We start from the raw sequence: 19,103 nt of genomic DNA on the forward strand, positions 1-19,103 counted from the left end.
CTTCCACCGGCAGGCACCGACGGGGTGGGCATGGACCGCTTGTGGTATATCGGCGACGGGGAAGTGAACGGCCCCTGTCCCGACCTTCAGATACGCCGCATGCTGCAGGAAGGGCGGATCGCGCCGGGGGGCTGGCTGTGGGCGCCGGGACTTTCCGGATGGACCCGCGCCCGCGACCTGCCCGACATGCGGCCGGCCCTGAAATTCGTGGCTGACCTGACGCCCGACCCGACGGGACCCGACCTGCCCCTGCCCGATCCGGGGCGGCCGCAGCGTGCCGGGGTGCTGGCCCGCTATCTGGCCCAGTTCATCGACCAGGGATTGACGGCGATAACGGTTCACCTGCTGTTGCTGCTGATCGGACGATGGTGGGTCTTTCCCGAATTGCAGGGCCTGCCCAGAATCGCCATCGCCATGGCCGTCGTGCCGCTCAGCCTGTTCTGGCAGGCCCTGTGCCTGGCACGGTTCGGCACGACGCCGGGCAAAGCCCTGCTGGATATCAGGGTCTGCGACGGCCGGGGTGGCCGGCCGGGGCTGGCCGCCATCATCCGCCGGCAGACCGACCTCTGGATGCGCGGCTTCATTCTCGGCGTTCCGGTCTTCAGCTTCGTCGGCACCGTCCTGGCGGGCGCCAAGGTCTTCGAGGGCCGCCGTGCGCCCTGGGACGTCGCCAACGGGCTGGAGGTGCTGCGCGGCCCCCAGGGAATGGGGCCTGTGGTGGTGGCAGTGCTGCTGAACGTGCTGTTCGGCTTCACGGCCAGTTTCCTGCTCAGCGAGATACCTCAACACCCATGAGGCCTTGCACCCCGGCAGCCGGTGCGGGCGGGCCAGGGTCCCGTTCCCGCAGGCTTGATCCGGATGGGGCTTTGCGCCTATGCAGCGGCGAAGCGCCATCATCATCGGCCTGCCATCATGCCCGTCCGGCCCTCCCTCGCCTCCTGGTTCCTGCTGCTGGTGGGACAGCCGCTGCTGTTCGGGTCCAACGTGCTGGTATCCAAGCTGATGGCCGGCCAGATTCCCGGCGTGGCCATGGCATTCTGGCGCTGGGCGCTGGCCCTGCTGATCCTGGCGCCCTTTATCCGGCGTGAACTGGTTGCAGGCTGGCCGGCCATCCGGGCCGACTGGCGGGGCTTTCTGCTGCTGGGTGCGCTGGGGATGGGGGTATGCGGCGCCCCCGTGTATCTGGCCGCCCAGACCACGACCGTCACCAATATCAGCCTGCTCTACGCCTCCGCCCCCGTGCTGATCGTGCTGTTCGGCCGGCTGTTCTGGCGGGAGAAGGTGGGGGCGGTGCAGGCGCTGGGGGTGGCGGTCAGCCTGGCGGGCGTCATCACCGTTATCCTGAAGGGCGATCCGGCGGCATTGCTGCACCTGACCTTCACACCGGGCGATCTTTGGGTCGTGCTGGCCGCCACGGGCTGGGCCTTCTATTCGCTGCTGTTGCGCCACCGGCCGGCTGAATTGGCGCCTGTTGCCCGCTTCGCCGGCATCTGTGCGGGCGGCGTCATGGCCATGCTGCCCTTCTACGGCCTGGAAATGGCCCTGGGCGTGGCGATATCCCCAAGCCCGGAGACCATCTCGGCCCTGCTGTTCCTGGCGTTGGTGCCGGGGTTGGCCTCCTATCTTGTCTATGGCCGGCTGGTGGCGGTGTTCGGGCCCGAACGGGCCGGCATGACGCTCTATCTGATGCCGCTCTACAACGCGATTCTGGCCGGCCTGCTGCTTGGCGAACGGCTGGAGGCCTATCATATGGCGGGTGCGGCCCTTGTGTTGCCCGGCATATGGCTGGCCACACGGCGGGCGCAATAAATCATCATCCGACCCCGCCAGCCGGGCCGGAAGTTACGTGATAAGGGCTCCAGATCGCACAGTAATTGCGCCGCAACGGGCCTATGCTGAGGCCCGTCCCACCAACCCCGCCCCGCAACAAGAGGCATTTGTCCCATGTCCTTCTTCGCGCCGCTGAACCCGCAGCCCGCTGACGCCCTGCTGGCCCTGATCGGCCTGTTCCGCAACGACCCCCGTTCCCACAAGATCGACCTGGGCGTGGGCGTGTTCCGCGATGACGCCGGCAAGACCCCCGTGATGCGCGCGGTCAAGGCGGCAGAGCACAAGCTTTGGGAAAGCCAGGACAGCAAGTCCTATCTGGGTCCGGAGGGCAATGTCGCCTTTGCCCGCCATATGGCGCGGCTGGCCCTGGGCGAGGTGGAACTGTCCGGCCGTCTGTCGGGCGTGCAGACGCCGGGCGGCACGGGCGCACTGCGCCTGGCGGCCGAACTGGTCGCCGCCACCCGGCCGGGGGCCACGGTCTGGGTCGGCACGCCGACCTGGCCCAACCATCCGCCCATCCTGGCCGCAGCCGGCCTGAAGATGCAGACCTACCGCCATTTCGATCCGGCCAGCCAGACGCTGACCTTCGATGCGGTGATGGACGCGCTGAACAAGGCGCAGGCCGGCGATGTCGCCCTGCTGCATGGTTGCTGCCACAACCCGACGGGCGCCGATTTCAGCCTGGACCAGTGGAAGGCCATTGCCGCGACCCTGTCGGAACGCGGCATCGTTCCCTTCCTGGATCTGGCCTATCAGGGGCTGGGACTGGGCATGGAACAGGACGCGGCCGGCGTGCGTCTGGTCATGGGTGCATGCCCCGAGGCGCTGATCGCCTATTCGTGCGACAAGAATTTCGGCGTCTATCGCGACCGTGTCGGAGCCCTGATCGTGCAGACGGCCAGCGCGGCCGACAGCGACCGGGTATCGTCCAACGTGCTGGCGCTGGCCCGCGCCAACTGGTCCATGCCGCCCGACCATGGCGGCGCCGTCATCGCCACCCTGCTGGACGACCCGGCCCTGGCCGCCGACTGGAAGGCGGAACTGGACACGATGCGCGACCGGCTGCTGGGCATCCGCGACGCGCTGGCCAGCCATGGCGGCGTGCTGGCCCGCGTGGCGGAACAGCGGGGCATGTTCTCCCTGCTGCCCTTGTCGCCGGACGTGGTGAAACACCTGCGCGAGGACCATGCCGTCTACATGGCGGGGTCGGGCCGAATCAACATTGCCGGCCTGTCGGTGGAAACGGCCGGCATCTTCGCCAAGGCCCTGGCCGCCAGCCTGTAACGGTGCCATGCGGGCGGGGGGATACCGTTCCGCGGGCGGTGCGCTTAGGATGCGCATCGCCCGCCCTTCCTGCCCCTTCCTGGAACCATTCGATCCATGGCCACGCCGCTCGCCCCCGCCCTTGCCGAGATCAAAGCCCTGCTGCTGGACGGTGGCCGGCTGGTGCGGGCCGTGGCCGGCGGGCGCATGCGCAACATGGACCCGCCATGGCGGCGCATCGAATTGCGGCCCGTGGCCCTGAAGGCCGGTCCGCACCTGCAGACCGTCGCCTATGACGAGCGCCAGGCCCATACCAGCAATGCCGCCTTCGGCCCTGCCGCCGAACAGGCCGTGGATGCGCTTCTGGCGCTGGGCATGGGCACATGGCATGTGGAAACCCTGGACGGCACCGTCCAGCTTCGCGTCACGAAAAAGGGGGAGGCCATGGTCAGCCGCAGCGGCCGCGCCACGCCCGTGGCGCGCAGCCTGGACCATGACCGGGCCAAGCCCCGCCTGCTGGACCCGGCCGATCCCTTCTGGCGCGCGGTGGGTATCGCCGACGGCGATGGCCGCATCAAGCCGACGCGCCAGGACAAGTATCGCCAGGTGGAAGAGTTCGTCCGCGCCCTGGACGCCGTGCTGAAGGAGGCGGAACTTCCGGCCGGCCGCCCCTTGCGTGTCGTGGATCTGGGCTGCGGCAATGCCTATCTGACCTTCGCCGCCTATCGGTTCCTGACCCATGTGCGGGGGCTGTCAGTGGCGTTCACGGGCGTGGATGCCAAGCGCCAGGCGCGTGAGCGCAACACGGAACTGGCCGCGAGCCTGGGCTGGGACGGGCTGCATTTCATCGAGGGGACCATCGCCGAGGCCCCCGTGGACGGGGCCGACGTGGTGCTGGCGCTGCATGCCTGCGACACGGCCACGGACGATGCGCTGGCCCGCGCCGTGGCGTGGGGTGCGCGCCATGTGCTGGCGGCCCCCTGCTGCCATCACGACCTGCAGCGCCAGTTGCGGGAGGGGGAGCCGCCCGCTTCCTATGGGCTGCTGACGCGCCACGGCATCCTGCGCGAGCGTTTCGCCGATGTGCTGACCGATGCGCTGCGCGCCAGCCTGATGCGCCAGGCAGGTTACCGGACGGAGATCATCGAATTCGTGCCGTCCGAACACACGCCGCGCAACACCCTGCTGCGCGCGGTCCGGACGGGTGCCAGGCCGGATGCCAGGACGACTGCCGACTATGCCGCCCTGGTGAAGGAATGGGGGGTGACACCGAAACTCTCCACGCTGCTGGCGCGCGAACCCGGTTTTTGATGAACCCGGTTTTTGACAGGGGGCACGCGCCGGAGAACGGGCGGCCACTGGCGGTATGACCGTCAATGGCCGCCCGCCGTCACGGTCATACCAACTTGCGGTGAGTAGAACTCATCGCAAGTTGGTGCGGCGGCGCCCGCGCCAACGAATGGTGGCGCCGGCGATTGAGGGCAGTGATCAGAACCAATTGGTTCTGATCACTGCAAAATAGTATCAGTCCTTGATCACTGCCGGTTCCATGCGCGGGCTGAGCAGGTGGACGATGCCCAGCGCCAGCAGATAGGCCGAGGCTGCCACCACGAAGATCGGCGTGTAGCTGCCGATCTTGTCCAGCACGTAACCGGCATATTTGGCCATGGCCATGCCGCCAAAGGCACCGATCATGCCGCCGATGCCGACCACCGATCCCACCGCCGCACGCGGGAACACATCCGACGGCAATGTGTAGAGATTGGCGGAGAAGCCCTGGTGGGCAGCCGTGGCGATGCCGATGATCAGGACGGCCACCCAAAGCTGATCGGCAAAGGCCGCGAAGCCGACCGGCAGGGCGAACACGGCGCAGATCAGCATGGACAGCTTGCGCGCCCGGTTCAGACTGGCACCGTTCTGCATCATCCTGGACGACAGCCAGCCACCGGCCACCGATCCCACATCTGACAGAAGATAGATGATGACCAGCGGGATGCCAAAGCTCATCAGGTCCAGCCCATGGCGCTTGCCCAGGAAATCGGGCAGCCAGAACAGGAACATCCACCAGATCGGGTCGATCATGAACTTGCCCAGCGCGTAGGCCCAGGTCTCCTTCACGCGCAACAGGCGCAGCCAGCCGATCTTTTCCGTCGTGTCGGGCGGATCGCTTTCGATATGGGCCAGTTCGGCCGCCCCCACCGCCTTGTGATCACGCGGGCGGCGATAATAGATCAGCCACAGCGGCAGCCAGACCAGGCTGGCCACACCGGTGATGATGAAGGCCATCTCCCAGCCATAGGCAATGGTGATGGCCGGGACCACCAGCGGCGTGACGATGGCGCCGATGTTGGTGCCCGCATTGAAGATGCCCGTCGCGAATGCGCGTTCCTTCTTGGGGAACCATTCCGCCACGGCCTTCACGCCGCCGGGAAAGCCGCCGCCCTCACCCACGCCCAGCACCATGCGGGCCATGATGAAGCCGGTCAGCGACTTGGCCCCGGCATGGGCGAAATGGCCGACGGTCCAGATGGAGAAAGCCAGCGCATAGCCCCAGCGCGCGCCGATCCGGTCCACGATGCGGCCGAAGGCGACATAGGCCAGTGCATAGGTGAACTGGAACCAGAAGATGATGTCGGCATAGTCGGACTCGGTCCAGCCGAACTCCGCCGACAAGGTCGGCTTCAGCACGCCGATCATCTGCCGGTCGACATAATTGATGATCATGGCGAAGAACAGAAGCGTCACCACCACCCATCTGACCCGCCCGACCCTGACGCCGGACCCGTCCGTATCACTTCCCATGCTTTCCCCCGACTGTTGCGCGAAATTATTCGTGGGCTTGCCGGCAACCCGGCCGCAGCAGGAAGAGACCCTAATGGAAACCGGTGTCAATTGCAATGACACCGGTGGTCAACTGATGGATTTGGTGCCGCGCCGGCCATTGACCGGAAAGGAAAAGGGGCGGGTCAGCCGACCCGCCCCTTTCAACGTCACGCCGGCAGCCGGGGAGGAAGGCCGCCGGACGGACGTTGACCGGTCCCTGTCCACGGTCCGTCAATGATGACCGGGCATCACCGGTTTGCCATCCGTGCCGGGCAGCACGATCTGGACATTCTGCATCATGCCCTGGTCCTCATGGTCCAGGATGTGGCAATGCAGGACGAAGCTGCCGATATAGCGGTTATACCGGGTGCGGATCGTAATGATGGCATCGGTGCCTGTCATGATCGTGTCGCGCCACGTCCCCTTCATCCCGGCATAGATGCCGCCGGTCAGTTCCTGTCCGGTGGTCTTGGACTTGATGGAGATGATCTCGAACGGATTGACATGGATATGGAACGGGTGGCTGACCCGGTCCGACGACAGGCGCCATTCCTGGGCCGCCCCCAGCAGCAGCGTCTGGTTCATCACCGCCGGATCATAGGCCTTCCCATTGATCAGGTACCGTGACGGGCTTTCATCGGTCAGGTTGAAGACGATGTCGATGGGGTCCACGCCTGTCTTCTGCCAACGCTCGATCTCCGCTTCGGTGATCGCCTGATGGGGCAGGTATTTGGTCAGCCGCATGCCATCGGCGCCGTTCAGGTCGGCCTTGACGATCGCGGCGACATCCGGCGGCAGGCGATCGGCCGACCGTGTGAGCTGTTCCTGCACGAAGGCGGCACTGTCGGCCACCTTGGCCGGGCCGGTGGCCCGGATGAAGCCGATGATCTTGGCATTGTCATTGTCGACGATCTGGTCGCCGGACTGGTCGGCGTCGTCATAGACGCAGTAATCCCCGGCTTCCGGCAGGACGAACAGAATATCGCTTCGATAGCCGGGCTGGAGGTTGTTGACGGTCTTCGCATAGATCGACGGCCGGGTCAGCCCGTCGACCGCCACCTCGTACTGGGTGACATCGGCACCGGCGCACAGGCCCTTCACCTCCGCCTCCTGGTCGCGGGCGCTGGTGATCCGGGTCAGGCGCCGGGCCGGATTGCTTACCTTGCGGATGCGCAGGTTGATCGTTTCCTCCACGCCGGCATGGATCAGCCGCCAGCGATAAAGCTGCCCGGCCTGCAATGTGTCGGTCCCGCGCACCACCCCATTGAACATGGTGTAGCGGCCGGATGCCTTCCATGCGCGGAAGTCGAACTGAGCGGCGAAGTTCTCGACCTTGCCGATGTCACCCTTGTCACAAATCCACCGGCCTCTGGCATCCGTCTTGATTTCCCCCTTGTTGTTGAAGCAGGCGTAAGGGATCTGCTGGATCAGCATCACCTCTCCCGCGACACCACCGGCAGGCGCGAAGGGGGACAGCAGCGTGTCCAGATCGCCATTGCCGACCAGCGTGGGCGGGCGTGACCCGCGTACCACCAGGGCGCCGGCCATGCCGCTGCCCACCTGCATGGCCGTCGATCCATGCTTGTGCGGATGATACCAGAAGGTGCCGGCCGGATGATCCTCCGGCACATTATATTCATACTGGAATTTCACCCGCGGCTTGATGGTCAGCAGCACATTGTCGCTGTTGCCCGTCGGGGAAACCCACAGCCCGTGGCTGTGCAGGTTGGTATCGTTGAAGCAGTGCGGCTGGTTGATGGGCATGGGCTGGCCATCGGGCTGCCGGCCGCAGAGCGGTTCGGGGTCCAGCCGGTTGTCCAGATTGATGCGCACCGTCTGGCCGGGATCCATCACGATCGTCGGAGCCATGAAGGCATCGCCATAGGATCGCAGCGAGACGGTGTCGTAGCTGTCCGTGGCGGGGTTGTAGATGCGGCCCGTCGTGTACTGGATGGGCAGGTCGTAATGCAGTTCCCGCCCCGCCCGGATGGCTGTTGCCAGTGCCCCCTGGCTCAACAGGTTGTACCCGCGCGGGTCGGCGGCATCGCGCGCCTGCTGCGGCACCGCGGACAGGACCGCAGGCGGTTCCAGTTCCCGGACGAGTTCGGCACGCTGCGCCGTGGCCGTGCCGCAGCCGGCCAGTAGCAGCAAGGCCGCCATGGCGATGCTCCGGCCGCGCCAGGGCTCCATACCAAGATCACCCATCACCATTCCCCCGTGAATTGATGGCCTATTGGTACTATGACCATCAATTTACGGGAGTGGCAATATACAATCCAGGATGGGATTAATGTCGTTGAATTACGCGCTTGACGACTTTGTGTCGGCCGCTGGCGGCACGTCGTCGCTGGGCATGACGATGCCGCCCGACACCACCGCCTTCAGCCCGTCCTCCACGCTCATGCTCAAGGGGCGGACATCACTGCGCGGCACGAAGATCAGGTACCCGGACGTGGGGTTGGGGGTGGTGGGGACAAAGACATTGACCCAATCATCATAGCCGGCACCCAGCAGCGACTGCCGCAACTGCCCCTTCGTCGCGCCTGTGACGAAGGCGATGCACCAGGCGTCCTTGCGGGGATATTCGACCAGCACCACCTCGCGGAACGCATCGGATTGCTGCGTCAGCACGGTTTCGAATATCTGCTTGGTGGCCGAATAGATGCCGCGCATCACAGGCATGCGCCCCACCACACCTTCCCCCAGCCGGACCAGCAGCGCGCCGACGAAACCGGCAGAGCCCATGCCGACCAGGATCAGAAAGGCCAGCATGATCAGCAAACCCAGGCCCGGCAGGGTAAAGGGCAGGTACTGGTCCGGGTGGTACTGTGCCGGCAGCAGATTATTGACCAGCCCGTCGACCCAGTCGATTACCAGCCAGGCCAGATAGAGCGTGATGGAGATCGGGGCCGTCACCAGGATGCCGGTGAGCAGATAGGCCTTCAGCCGGGCCCCCAGCGTCAGATGGAAGCTGGAGAACGGACCCCGCCGCTGCTGGGCCTCTCCGCCGCCATCCTGCTTCGCCATGATGTTTCTCCTTCTCGTCCCCGTGAACCATTTTCGATCGACACCGTAGCGGTTTGCAGCCGCGGCTCCTAGATATACAATCCTGTGGAACCAATCATCGGACGCCCGACGTGAGCGACTCCCCCTCCGCCAATCTCGACCGGATCGACCTTCTGCAATGCCTGACATCCGACGCGCGGGCCGCCATCGCGCGGCAATGCAGTTGGCGGCATTTCCACCCGCATGAACAGATCGTCGACCGGTCATCCGACAGCCGCGACGTCTGCCTGATCGTCGAAGGACGGGTGCGGGTCGTGAACTATTCCCTTTCCGGCCGGGAAATCACCTTCGACGATATCGAATCGGGTGGCTATCTGGGGGAATTGTCGGCCATCGATGGCGGCTCCCGGTCTGCCAGCATCGTGGCGCTGACCGACACGCTGGTGGCCTTCATGTCGCCGCGCCTGTTCCTGGAAACAGTCACCAACAACCCCACCGTGGCGGCCATCGTCATGCGGCGCCTGGCCCAGATCGTGCGCACCTCCACCGGCCGCATCATGGACCTGTCGACACTGGGCGCCAACAACCGGGTGCATGCCGAATTGCTGCGTCTGGCCAAGGCCGGGCTGAAGCCCGATGGCCGGTCGGCGGAGATCACGCCCGTGCCCATCCATTCCGACATTGCCAGCCGCGTTTCCACCACGCGCGAAACCGTGGCGCGCGTGATGAGCGACCTGGCCCGCGACAATATCGTGATCCGCCAGGGCAACAGCCTGATCATCCCCGATTTCGGCCGGCTGGAAGAGATGGTGGAGGAGGTGCGCGGTGACTGATGGGCTGGGCCGCGTTTTGTGCATCGGCTGAAATATGAACTTTTTTGTGTGTGACACCGCCGCAACGCTTTTTAGGCTTTTAAACAGCGCCGGGATGCATTATAAGAAAGTGACTTGACCGTTGCATTAGGGCAACTGTCAGGGACTTTACCTCCTTATGAGGCTCCCTTCATCTCTGCCGGCTGCGCTTCCGCAGCCGGCTTTTTTTTGGCCAGTCGGCAGGACGACAAGGATGTCATGAATGGGCGGCAGAAGCCAGCCCGCGTCTATGCGCCGTTACGGCCGCCGCCCTATTCAAATGGAAATGTCACAGCCCCGGCAGTCTGCCTGCCCGTTCAATACGCTCAATTATTGATGCGGGCAAATTCCCGGAAGGTAACGGCGATCTTGTCCTCGACGATGGTCACCTCGCCGCGCCCGACCATCCGGCCAGAGACAACGATGTCGGACAGGTCGTCGATTTTACGGTCCAGTTCCACGATGGCCCCGCGGCCCAGCTTCAACAGGTCCCGCACGCGGATGTTGGAGGTGCCGAGCACGACGCTCATCTCCACTTCCGTGTCATAGACGGCGGAGATTTCCTGTTGTTCGGGCAAGGCGCGGACGGAACCGCCGCTGGCCATCTCGCCGAACATCGCATCGATATCGTCCTGATCGGGCATGCCCCTGACCCCGGAAAAGCCGCTGTGGAAGGTAGACCCTACCTTATCACGGACCGGCCCCGTCTTGCAGCGACAAAGGCGGCAGCCTCCTGCCAGGGGCCCAGCGAGAAGGAACGGCGGGCCTGGCCGGAAGGAGAGGGCAGCACGAACAGGGCGACCCCCTCCCAATCCACCGGCTGCCGCCCCCACGGGATCGGCGCGGCGGCCCCCAGGAACAGCCGGGCGCCATTCTTGGACGTGAAGGCGATGCCGGCCGGACGATGATGCCGCATCTTCTCCATGAAACCCGGCACGTCGAAGCCATCCGGCGTCAGGTCGGCATCATTGCCGATTTCCACCTTGTTCAGGTCGGTCAGGCCCAGCCCCAAATCATTCATACGGTCGAAATCGGCCGCGCGCCAGCCTGCCGGCACCAGGCCCAGGCGTGCCAGCGTCGGCCAGAAGGCATTGCCGGGATTGGCATAATAAGCGCCCTTCGCCGCAGAGACACGGGACGGCGCCGTACCGCAAAAGACGAGGTGGAGGCCGGGAACCAGGATATCGGGCAGGATCATGATGGCCGGCATTATTTGCCGCCCCCGTCTTCCACGCAATGGAAAAGCGCAGAATTCTGGCGTTTCACCAGGGATGGCACGCCCCTTGCTTATCATTTTCCCGAACACAGGGCCGCCCCGGCCATCACGTGTCACGAGGAAGTGGAAGCGATGGAAAACTCACTCTACATCACCCTGTCCCGCCAGGAAGTCCTGCGCCGGCAGTTGGAAGTGGTGTCGAACAACATCGCCAACATGAACACCACGGGCTTCAAGTCGCAGCGCATGCTGTTCCTGGAATATCTGGAGCGTCCGGACCGCCAGGGCGACCGGATGAGCTTCGTCCAGGATTACGGCCTGCTGCGCAATGTCGATGTGGGTCCGTTGAACGTGACCAATAACGAGATGGATGTCGCCTTGCGCGGCGAGGGTTATTTCGTTCTCGAAACACTTTCCGGCCCCCGCTACACCCGCGGCGGCGCCCTGCAGCTCAATGCCGATCGCGAGATCGTTGACCGCGCCGGCCTACCGCTGTTGGACACCAACAACCAGCGCATCGTGCTGCCGGCCGACAGCGTCCAGGTCCATATCGCCGGCGACGGCAGCATCAGCACCGAGAACGGCCCCCTGGCCCAGCTCAAGGTCGTCACCTTTGCCGATCAGCAGCGGATGATGGAACTGGGCGGCGGGCTGTACGAGACCAACCAGGAAGAAATTGCCGTGGCACAGCCCGAGGTCAGCCAGGGGGCCATCGAAGGGTCCAACGTGCAGGGCGTGGTGGAGATGACGCAGATGATCGATGTGCTGCGCACCTACCAGAGCGTCCAGAAACTGATCGATACCGAACATGAGCGCATCCGTGGCGCCATCGGCAAACTCACCCGCGTTCAGTAAGCAAGCCAGCAGGAAGGATCGGAACCATGCGTAGCCTCTCTATCGGCGCCACCGGCATGCTGGCCCAGCAGCTCAACGTCGAAACCATTTCCAACAACATCGCCAACATGACGACGACCGGTTACAAGCGTCAGCGGGCCGAATTCCAGGACCTGCTGTACCAGAACCAGCGCCGCGTCGGCTCCACCTCCTCCGACGCCGGCACGATCGTGCCGTCGGGCATCCAGGTGGGCACGGGCGTGAAGGCCGCCGCCATCTACCGCATCAACGAGCAGGGCAACATCAACCCCACCGGCAACACGCTGGATCTGGCCATCAATGGCCAGGGCTATTTCCAGGTCGAACTGCCCAACGGGGAAACAGCCTATACCCGCGCCGGCTCGCTCCAGCTCAATGCCGAGGGCACCATCGTGACGGCCGATGGCTATCAGGTGCTGCCCGGCATCGTGATCCCGCAGAACACGATCGACATCACCGTGAACCCGAACGGCGAGGTGCTGGCCAAGATCGACGGGCAGATCGAGCCGCAGAATGTCGGCCAGATCCAGCTTGCCACCTTCCCCAACACGGCCGGCCTGGAAGCCATCGGCGACAACCTGCTGCTGGAAACCCCGGCATCGGGCGCCGCCATTGAAGGCCCGCCGGGCGCACCGGGCTTCGGCCGCATCATGCAGGGGGCGGTGGAAACCTCCAACGTGAACATCGTGGCGGAGATCACCCAGCTCATCACCGCACAGCGTGCCTACGAGATGAACTCCCGCGTCATCTCCACCACCGACCAGATGATGCAGTCGGTCAGCCAGCTCCGCTGATCCCGACCTGACCGCACCGACCCAGCCCGCCCAGGGAGATCCCGCCATGATCCGCTTCGCCGCCCTGCTGCTTGCCGCCACGCTGCTGACCGGCCCCGCCGTCGCCGCCACGCTGAAGCCGGCCGCCACGGTCCATGGCGACCAGATTCTGCTGGGGGACCTGTTCGACGGGCTGACGGCCGATCAGGCCATGCGGCCCGTGATGATCGCCCCGGCGCCGGGGCGGCAGGCGGGCCTGGATGCCCCCACCCTGACACGTCTGGCCGCCGCCAACGGCATCGGCTGGGCCGCCACCAGCGGGGCGGACCGCGTACAGGTCGAGCGTGCCTCTGTGGAAGTGACGACGCAGGCCATCACGGACGGGCTGCGCAACGCCATGCTGGACACCGGCGCCGCGGACGGGATCGAGCTGCTGCTGGATAATCGCACGCTGAGCTTCTTTCTGCCGGCCGGCAACGATGCCTCGGTCCGGGTGGAAAAACTTGCCTATGACGCCCAGCGCGCGCGGCTGACGGCCGATCTCGTGATCCCGGCCACCGGGCCGGAGCAGATCCGCCAGACCGTCGGCGCCCGCGTGGTCGACATGGTGGAACTGCCGGTGCTGGCCCGCCGCATGGCCGGTGGCGAGGTGATCGGTGAGGGAGACATCACCTATATCAGCCAGCCTCGGGACCGGGTCCAGGCGGGAACCGTCACCGATGTCTCTGAAATGATTGGGAAAAGCCTTCGCCGTGCGGTGGCGCCCAACCGTGCCGTCAATGGCCGCGACGTGCGCGAACCCGTCGTTGTCGGACGTGGCCAGACCGTGACGATCCAGTTGCAATCCTCCGTCATGACGCTGACGGCATCGGGGCGGGCGCTGACGGACGGCGCGATGGGCGAGTTGGTACGGATTGTGAATACATCCTCCAACAGAGTGATCGAGGCGATCGTGGCCGGCCCCAATCTGGTGACCGTCCTGCCCGCCGGCCAGATCGCCGCCCCCATCACCCCGTCCACGGGCATGGCAAAAACCGCCGCCCGCTGAGGAGAACCGAAATGTCCGCCCGTACCGCGCCGATCGCCCGCTCCGTTCGTACCCTGGCCCTGCTGTCCGCCACCGCGCTTCTGGCCACCGGCTGCGTCACCGACAAGCTGGCCGCCGTGGGCCGGACACCGGCCCTGTCGGGGATCGAGGACCCATCCCGCGCACCGAACTACCGCCCCGTGCATCTGCCCATGCCCGATGCGCCGGTGCAGGACCGCCAGGCCAATTCCCTGTGGCGGGCCGGTGCCCGCGCCTTCTTCAAGGATCAGCGGGCCGGCCGTGTGGGGGACATCCTGACCGTCACCATCCAGATCAACGACAGGGCACAGTTGCAGAACAATACCAGCCGCAGCCGCGATGGCAGCGACAGCCTGGGCATCCCCAACCTGTTCGGCCTGGAAGCCAGCACCAACAACATCCTGCCCGACACGGTGTCGGCCGCCAGCCTGGTCAGTGCCAACGGCACGTCCAACAGCACGGGCACGGGCCAGATCCAGCGGCAGGAACAGATCAACATGCAGGTGGCCGCCCTGATCGTTCAGGTCCTGCCCAACGGCAACATGGTCGTCAACGGCAAGCAAGAGGTGCGCGTCAACAACGAGGTGCGCGAACTGACCCTGACCGGCATCATCCGGCCGGAGGACATCACCTCGGCCAACACCATTTCCTATGAAAAAATTGCCGAGGCCCGCATCTCCTATGGTGGCCGCGGCCATATCAGCGATGTGCAGGCGCCCCGCTGGGGCCAGCAGGTGCTGGAGGCGATCAGCCCGTTCTGATCCCCCACCCTTTTTTCACCAGCCCGGTGGCCGTCGCCACCGGGCGGCAGAATATGCCGTGTCCCCCGCGTCACGGACGCTGGCGGTCAGCCGGGGCGGGGTGCGGCCTGTTGGGCCGGTGCCGGTGCCCGCAACAGGCCGTCGATGGCCAGTTGCATACTGCTCGGCACCTCGGCAAAGCGGATATGCAGGCCGGCGGGGCTGACGGCGCGCACCACGGCCCGCGCCTCCCCCAACCCCACCAGCCTCACCCGCCCTTCCGATCCGTGCGACAGGTCGGGGTGGCTGCCATCCAGCAGGCAGCCTTCCAGCGACAGGTCCACGGTACGTCCCCGCAGGCGGCAACCAGCGAATTCAGCCTCGAAGGTCAGGGAAACCGGCGCGCGGCGGGTCCGGCGGCGATCGCCGGCAGAGGAATGGCGCAGCACCTCCGTCACGCGGCGGCGCAGGCCTGTCAGCCGGTCGTTCACATGGCCGGCCAGTTCGCGGACCTGCGCCGCCGTATCGCCTGTGATGCGGGCATGGTCCAGCATGCCGTCGGCCCGGCAGGCCAGGTCCTGCACCTGTGCCGCGGCCGACACCGCCCCGCGGGAGATTTCCGCCGTGGCCTCCTGCTGCTGCCCCGTGGCATGGCTTACCTCTGCGGCGATGGCGTCGACCATGCGGATGTCCTGCACCACGGCCTGCACGCAATGACCCGTGGCTTCGGTCACCTGGCGGATATCACTGGCCTGGCCGGAAACGGTGGCGATGGCCTCCTCCGTCTGACGGGCCAGGCTGCGCACCTCCGCCGCCACGACGACAAAGCCACGCCCGGCCTCGCCGGCCCGTGCCGCCTCGATGCTGGCATTGAGTGCCAGCAACTTGGTTTGTGCCGCAATCATCTGCACCAGACGGACCACCTCACTGATCCGGGCCGTGGCGTCCGACAGCGAGGCCACGGTTTGCGCCGTCTGCCCGACGCGCAGGGCGACATCGTCGGTCACTTCCGTGCTGCGCTGGACCTGCCCGGCGATGGACTGGCTGGCTTTCTCCAACTGCTCCGTCGCGGCGGCCACGGCCTGGACATTCTCCAGCGCGCAGGCCGCCGACGCCGCCATCACCGATGCCGCCTCGCGCAGGCTGGAAGCCGTGCGGCCAAGCTGGTCGGCATCGGCCGCCATCCGCTCCGCCTCCTCCACGACGCCGGCTACCGTGTCGTCGATATCGCTTTCGATGCGATCGGTCAGCGACAGCATTTCCGCCTTCAGCCGGTTGGCCTCTCCCGTCTCGGCATAGGTGGAAATGGCCAGTTCCATGTCGAGCAGGCTGGCCCGCACGACGGCCCCCAGTGCAGCCCGGGTGCGCGGCCGCGACCAGCCCCGGTCCAGAACGACCGCGAACAATTGCTCCAGGAAATGCGCATAGGCGCCGACATACCAGCGCGGGGCCAGGCCAATAAGGTCATGCGCGCGGCCGACACGCCGTGCCTGCTCGAAATAGGCATCATCGAAGCGGCCACTGAACAAGGCGCCCCAATGCCGTGCCTGTGCCTGGGTCAGGTGCGCCACCTTTCCCGCATCCGCGATCAGGGGTGACAGTTCGGGTTCCTGCGCCAACCTTTCATAGAAATTTCCGGTAATGGCGGGCAGGGCCGCGGCGATATCCGGCCCGATGGCACGCAGCAATTCGCAAGCGTCGCCATCAAGACGGAAGAAGCGTAGGCGTTCCTCGACAACATCCGTGTCGGTCGCGCAATCCTTGGGCATGTCCGGGGCTCCGAAACGGCAAGGTTGGTTTCGTCGCGCGCACCCTATCCACGGGCGGCACCCTGTCGCATTGATACAACGCAATTGTCGATATAGGTTGGGTGGTTAGCATTTTGATTTATATATTCCGTACAAGCCCGGAATATTGACGCATTATTTTCCTGATACAGGGCCAATCATTCCATTGCGGCCCCAAGCTGCAAGCGCAGATCGGCCCTGACAACGTTAACCGGCACTTGCAAATGCCCTTCATTACGTGAAATTTTGGGGTCGGGCCTGCCGGCCCCAAAGCGCCACCTTCGTCCAACAGGTGTTTTATCGTGGCAGACCGCAAGCCGACGATCATTGACGTCGCCCGCGCCGCCGGTGCGTCGATCAAGACCGTTTCCCGTGTCATGAACAATGAACGTTATGTCAGCGCCGAAACACGCGAACGTGTGTTGAAGGTAATGGCGGAGTTGCAGTTCCAGCCCAACAAGTCAGCCCAGAGCCTGAAGGGCGATAAATCCTATCTGATCGCCCATGTCTATGGCGATCCGGGCGGGCCCTATACCGGTCAGATCCAGATGGGCCTGCTGACACGGTTCCGTGACCAGGGCTATCACCTGCTGATCGAGGAGATCGATTATCGTGGCGACGACGTGGAGGAGAGGGTCAGCAAACTGCTGAACCAGTTGAACCTGGACGGCGTCGTCCTGACGGCCCCTGTCACCGACAACGACACCGTTCTGGGCGTCATCGAGCGCGCCGGCATCCCCTATGTCCGCGTCACGCCGCAGCATGAGCGCGCGGGCGGCTCATCGGTGCGCATCGATGAGCGGGCGGCCAGCAACGACCTGACCCTGCACCTGCTGGCCTTCGGCCATCGCCGCATCGGCTTCATCAAGGGGCCGGAACATCATGCGGGCACGCAATTGCGCTATTCCGGCTATTGCGACGCGCTGCGTGAATACGGGCTGGAGCCCGATCCGGAAATCGTCGAGCAGGGTGGGTTCACCTACCGGTCGGCCCTGCCCTGTGCCCGGCGTCTCCTGTCGCTGCCGGAACCGCCGACGGCCATCGTCGCCTCGAACGACGAAATGGCGGCCGGCGTGCTTTCGGTGGCGCATGACCGTGGGTTGTCGCTGCCGGGCGACCTGTCGGTCGTGGGGTTCGATGATATCGAACTGGCCGAGATGGTCTGGCCGCCACTGACCACCGTCAAGCAGCCGATCCAGGAACTGGCCGACGCGGCGGCGGAAATTCTGGTATCCATCCTGACACGCAAGCGGCAGCCGGGGGAGCCGGCGCCGGCCGCCAACCGCGTCCTGCCCCATCACGTCGTCATCCGCCGGTCGACCGCACCGCCGGCCCGGCGGTGAAGGGCCGTCAGAAATCCCGTTCGGCGCGGCAATGGTCGCGCAGGAACTGCGCATGGTGGGGCAGTCCCGCCACCTGCGCCCGCAATAGCGGGGCGGAACGGTCCAGTGTCTCCGTGATCACGCTCATCGGCAGCTTCTCCACCAGGGCCTGATAGCGGGCCGGCCGCACACCCATGCCTTCATAGACCGACTGCCAGGAGGCGGCACCGAACAGTTCGTCCAGGCCCTGGCGCAGGATGCCCGTCGCCTTGAAAAGATCCATGCGGGCACGCAGGCTGGCCGGCACCGGCGTCCGCTGTGCGGCCCGCCAGAAGGGCGTGTCGTCACGACGGGACGTGCAGTAATGCAGCACGATGAAGTCGCGCACCTCCTCATATTCCGCGGCGACGCGGCGGTTGAATTCCACCGCCAGCGACGGATCGCAATCCATGTCCGGGAAAAAGCGCAACAGGTAGTCGACCGCGCGGTAGACCAGATGGATGGCCGTGGATTCCAGCGGTTCGATGAAGCCGGCTGCCAGCCCCAGCGCCACGCAGTTCTTTTCCCACATCCGGGCTCGCATGCCGGTCTTGAAGGGGATGATGGCCGGCTCCGTCAGGGCACGGCCTTTCACCTGCCGCATCAGGGTCGCCACCGCCTCGTCATCGGACAGGAAGCGGCTGGAATAGACATAGCCATTGCCGGCCCTGTGCTGCAACGGGATGCGCCAGCGCCAGCCGGCATCCTGTGCCTGGGACAGCGTGTAGGGGTGGACGTCGGCGTCGTCCTCGGTATTTTCCGTCTGCACGGCAACGGCACGGTCGCACAGCAGTTCCTGCGACCAGTCGACATAGCCGACCCCCAGGGTCTGGCCGATCAGCAAGGCGCGGAAACCCGTGCAATCGACGAAGAAATCCCCGTCGACATTCTTGCCATTGGCGAGATCGAGCCCGGCGATGGCGCCATCGGGCCGGGTGCGGACCCGCGTGATGCGGCCTTCCGTCCTGGTGACGCCACGTTCCTCCGCATACCGCCGCAGATACTGGGCCACGCGCCTGGCATCGACATGCAGGGCGTAGGCCGCCGACGCGATCATCGTGCGCTGCGCCTTGAACGGCAGCATGAAGCGCATCTGGTCGGCCATCAGCGTGGCCGGCGCAAAATCCTGCAATTCCGATGGATGGCCCGCCGCCTTGGCCCGCAGCCAGCATTGGTAGAATTCATGACTGTCGATCAGCCCGCCCAGACTACCGAACGGATGGTAGTAGGTACGGTCCTTGTCAAACCAGTCCTCGAACCGGATGGCCAGCTTGAAGCTGGCATTGGTGGCCTTGATGAAATCCTGTTCGTCGATACCCAGGTTGCGCAGCAGCACGACAAAGGGCGGGATCGTGCTTTCACCGACGCCGATGGTCCCGATCTCATCCGATTCGACCAGTTCGATGGCCGTGCCCGTCCCCTTCAGCATGAAGGACAGCATGGCGGCGGTGATCCAGCCGGCCGTGCCCCCACCGGCAACGACGATCCTGTTCAACGGCTTCATGGCGTTCCCC

At 65.4% G+C, this 19,103-nt stretch carries 17 protein-coding genes; 10 read left to right on the plus strand and 7 right to left on the minus strand.

What is annotated here, in order from left to right; genetic code table 11:
• The first annotated feature begins 30 nt into the window (after positions 1–30).
• The 4 genes from ABC728_RS09510 to ABC728_RS09525 all read left to right on the plus strand — a co-directional run bounded on the left by ABC728_RS09510 (position 31) and on the right by ABC728_RS09525 (position 4,404).
• Positions 31–795, plus strand: a complete 765-nt coding sequence (locus ABC728_RS09510) for an RDD family protein (protein ID WP_416620272.1) — start codon at positions 31–33, stop codon at positions 793–795.
• Positions 796–912: 117 nt separating this feature from the next.
• On the plus strand, positions 913–1,809 hold the full coding sequence (locus tag ABC728_RS09515; protein WP_416620273.1) for a DMT family transporter: 897 nt from the start codon (positions 913–915) through the stop codon (positions 1,807–1,809).
• 135 nt (positions 1,810–1,944) lie between these two features.
• Entirely contained in the window at positions 1,945–3,114 is a 1,170-nt protein-coding gene (locus ABC728_RS09520; RefSeq protein WP_416620274.1) for an amino acid aminotransferase, read from the plus strand.
• A 96-nt stretch (positions 3,115–3,210) separates the two neighbouring features.
• Positions 3,211–4,404, plus strand: coding sequence for a class I SAM-dependent methyltransferase (locus ABC728_RS09525; protein ID WP_416620275.1), 1,194 nt, complete (start codon positions 3,211–3,213; stop codon positions 4,402–4,404).
• A gap of 213 nt (positions 4,405–4,617) precedes the next feature.
• On the opposite strand, the gene ABC728_RS09530 is transcribed toward ABC728_RS09525, so the two are convergent.
• The 3 genes from ABC728_RS09530 to ABC728_RS09540 all read right to left on the minus strand — a co-directional run bounded on the left by ABC728_RS09530 (position 4,618) and on the right by ABC728_RS09540 (position 8,943).
• Positions 4,618–5,895: an MFS transporter gene (locus tag ABC728_RS09530; protein WP_416620276.1), complete on the minus strand. Its 1,278-nt coding sequence runs from the start codon at positions 5,893–5,895 to the stop codon at positions 4,618–4,620.
• A gap of 252 nt (positions 5,896–6,147) precedes the next feature.
• The gene (locus ABC728_RS09535) at positions 6,148–8,121 is read right to left on the minus strand and encodes a multicopper oxidase family protein (protein WP_416620277.1); all 1,974 of its coding nucleotides are present in this window, start codon (positions 8,119–8,121) and stop codon (positions 6,148–6,150) included.
• 96 nt (positions 8,122–8,217) lie between these two features.
• The gene (locus ABC728_RS09540) at positions 8,218–8,943 is read right to left on the minus strand and encodes a DUF502 domain-containing protein (protein ID WP_416620278.1); all 726 of its coding nucleotides are present in this window, start codon (positions 8,941–8,943) and stop codon (positions 8,218–8,220) included.
• 110 nt (positions 8,944–9,053) lie between these two features.
• Between ABC728_RS09540 and ABC728_RS09545 the strand changes: the two genes are divergently transcribed.
• Positions 9,054–9,755 (plus strand): Crp/Fnr family transcriptional regulator, encoded by a 702-nt coding sequence (locus ABC728_RS09545; protein ID WP_416620279.1) that lies wholly within the window; start codon positions 9,054–9,056, stop codon positions 9,753–9,755.
• Between the two features lie 344 nt (positions 9,756–10,099).
• On the opposite strand, the gene fliN is transcribed toward ABC728_RS09545, so the two are convergent.
• A complete protein-coding gene (fliN, locus tag ABC728_RS09550; protein WP_416620280.1) occupies positions 10,100–10,417 on the minus strand; it encodes a flagellar motor switch protein FliN in 318 nt (105 codons plus the stop codon).
• Between the two features lie 38 nt (positions 10,418–10,455).
• Positions 10,456–10,983 carry a mismatch-specific DNA-glycosylase gene (locus tag ABC728_RS09555; protein WP_416620281.1) on the minus strand — a complete coding sequence of 176 codons (528 nt, stop codon included), beginning with the start codon at positions 10,981–10,983 and terminating at the stop codon, positions 10,456–10,458.
• A 138-nt stretch (positions 10,984–11,121) separates the two neighbouring features.
• Between ABC728_RS09555 and flgF the strand changes: the two genes are divergently transcribed.
• Genes flgF through flgH form a run of 4 tightly spaced genes read left to right on the plus strand, consistent with a single transcriptional unit; the run spans position 11,122 to position 14,462 of the window.
• On the plus strand, positions 11,122–11,844 hold the full coding sequence (gene flgF, locus ABC728_RS09560; RefSeq protein ID WP_416620282.1) for a flagellar basal-body rod protein FlgF: 723 nt from the start codon (positions 11,122–11,124) through the stop codon (positions 11,842–11,844).
• Positions 11,845–11,870: 26 nt separating this feature from the next.
• On the plus strand, positions 11,871–12,656 hold the full coding sequence (flgG, locus tag ABC728_RS09565; protein WP_416620283.1) for a flagellar basal-body rod protein FlgG: 786 nt from the start codon (positions 11,871–11,873) through the stop codon (positions 12,654–12,656).
• 46 nt (positions 12,657–12,702) lie between these two features.
• Positions 12,703–13,683, plus strand: coding sequence for a flagellar basal body P-ring formation chaperone FlgA (gene flgA, locus ABC728_RS09570; protein WP_416620284.1), 981 nt, complete (start codon positions 12,703–12,705; stop codon positions 13,681–13,683).
• Positions 13,684–13,694: 11 nt separating this feature from the next.
• Positions 13,695–14,462: a flagellar basal body L-ring protein FlgH gene (flgH, locus tag ABC728_RS09575; RefSeq protein ID WP_416620285.1), complete on the plus strand. Its 768-nt coding sequence runs from the start codon at positions 13,695–13,697 to the stop codon at positions 14,460–14,462.
• Between the two features lie 86 nt (positions 14,463–14,548).
• Here flgH and ABC728_RS09580 read toward each other — a convergent pair whose 3' ends face one another.
• Complete coding sequence (locus ABC728_RS09580) at positions 14,549–16,210, minus strand: protoglobin domain-containing protein (RefSeq protein ID WP_416620286.1); 1,662 nt, start codon at positions 16,208–16,210, stop codon at positions 14,549–14,551.
• Between the two features lie 320 nt (positions 16,211–16,530).
• Here ABC728_RS09580 and ABC728_RS09585 point away from each other — a divergent pair, with 320 nt between their 5' ends.
• Positions 16,531–17,571, plus strand: coding sequence for a LacI family DNA-binding transcriptional regulator (locus tag ABC728_RS09585; protein WP_416620287.1), 1,041 nt, complete (start codon positions 16,531–16,533; stop codon positions 17,569–17,571).
• A 7-nt stretch (positions 17,572–17,578) separates the two neighbouring features.
• Here ABC728_RS09585 and ABC728_RS09590 read toward each other — a convergent pair whose 3' ends face one another.
• Entirely contained in the window at positions 17,579–19,093 is a 1,515-nt protein-coding gene (locus tag ABC728_RS09590) for a tryptophan halogenase family protein (protein WP_416620288.1), read from the minus strand.
• Between the last annotated feature and the right edge of the window lie 10 nt (positions 19,094–19,103).

Source organism: Niveispirillum fermenti, from assembly GCF_052474395.1.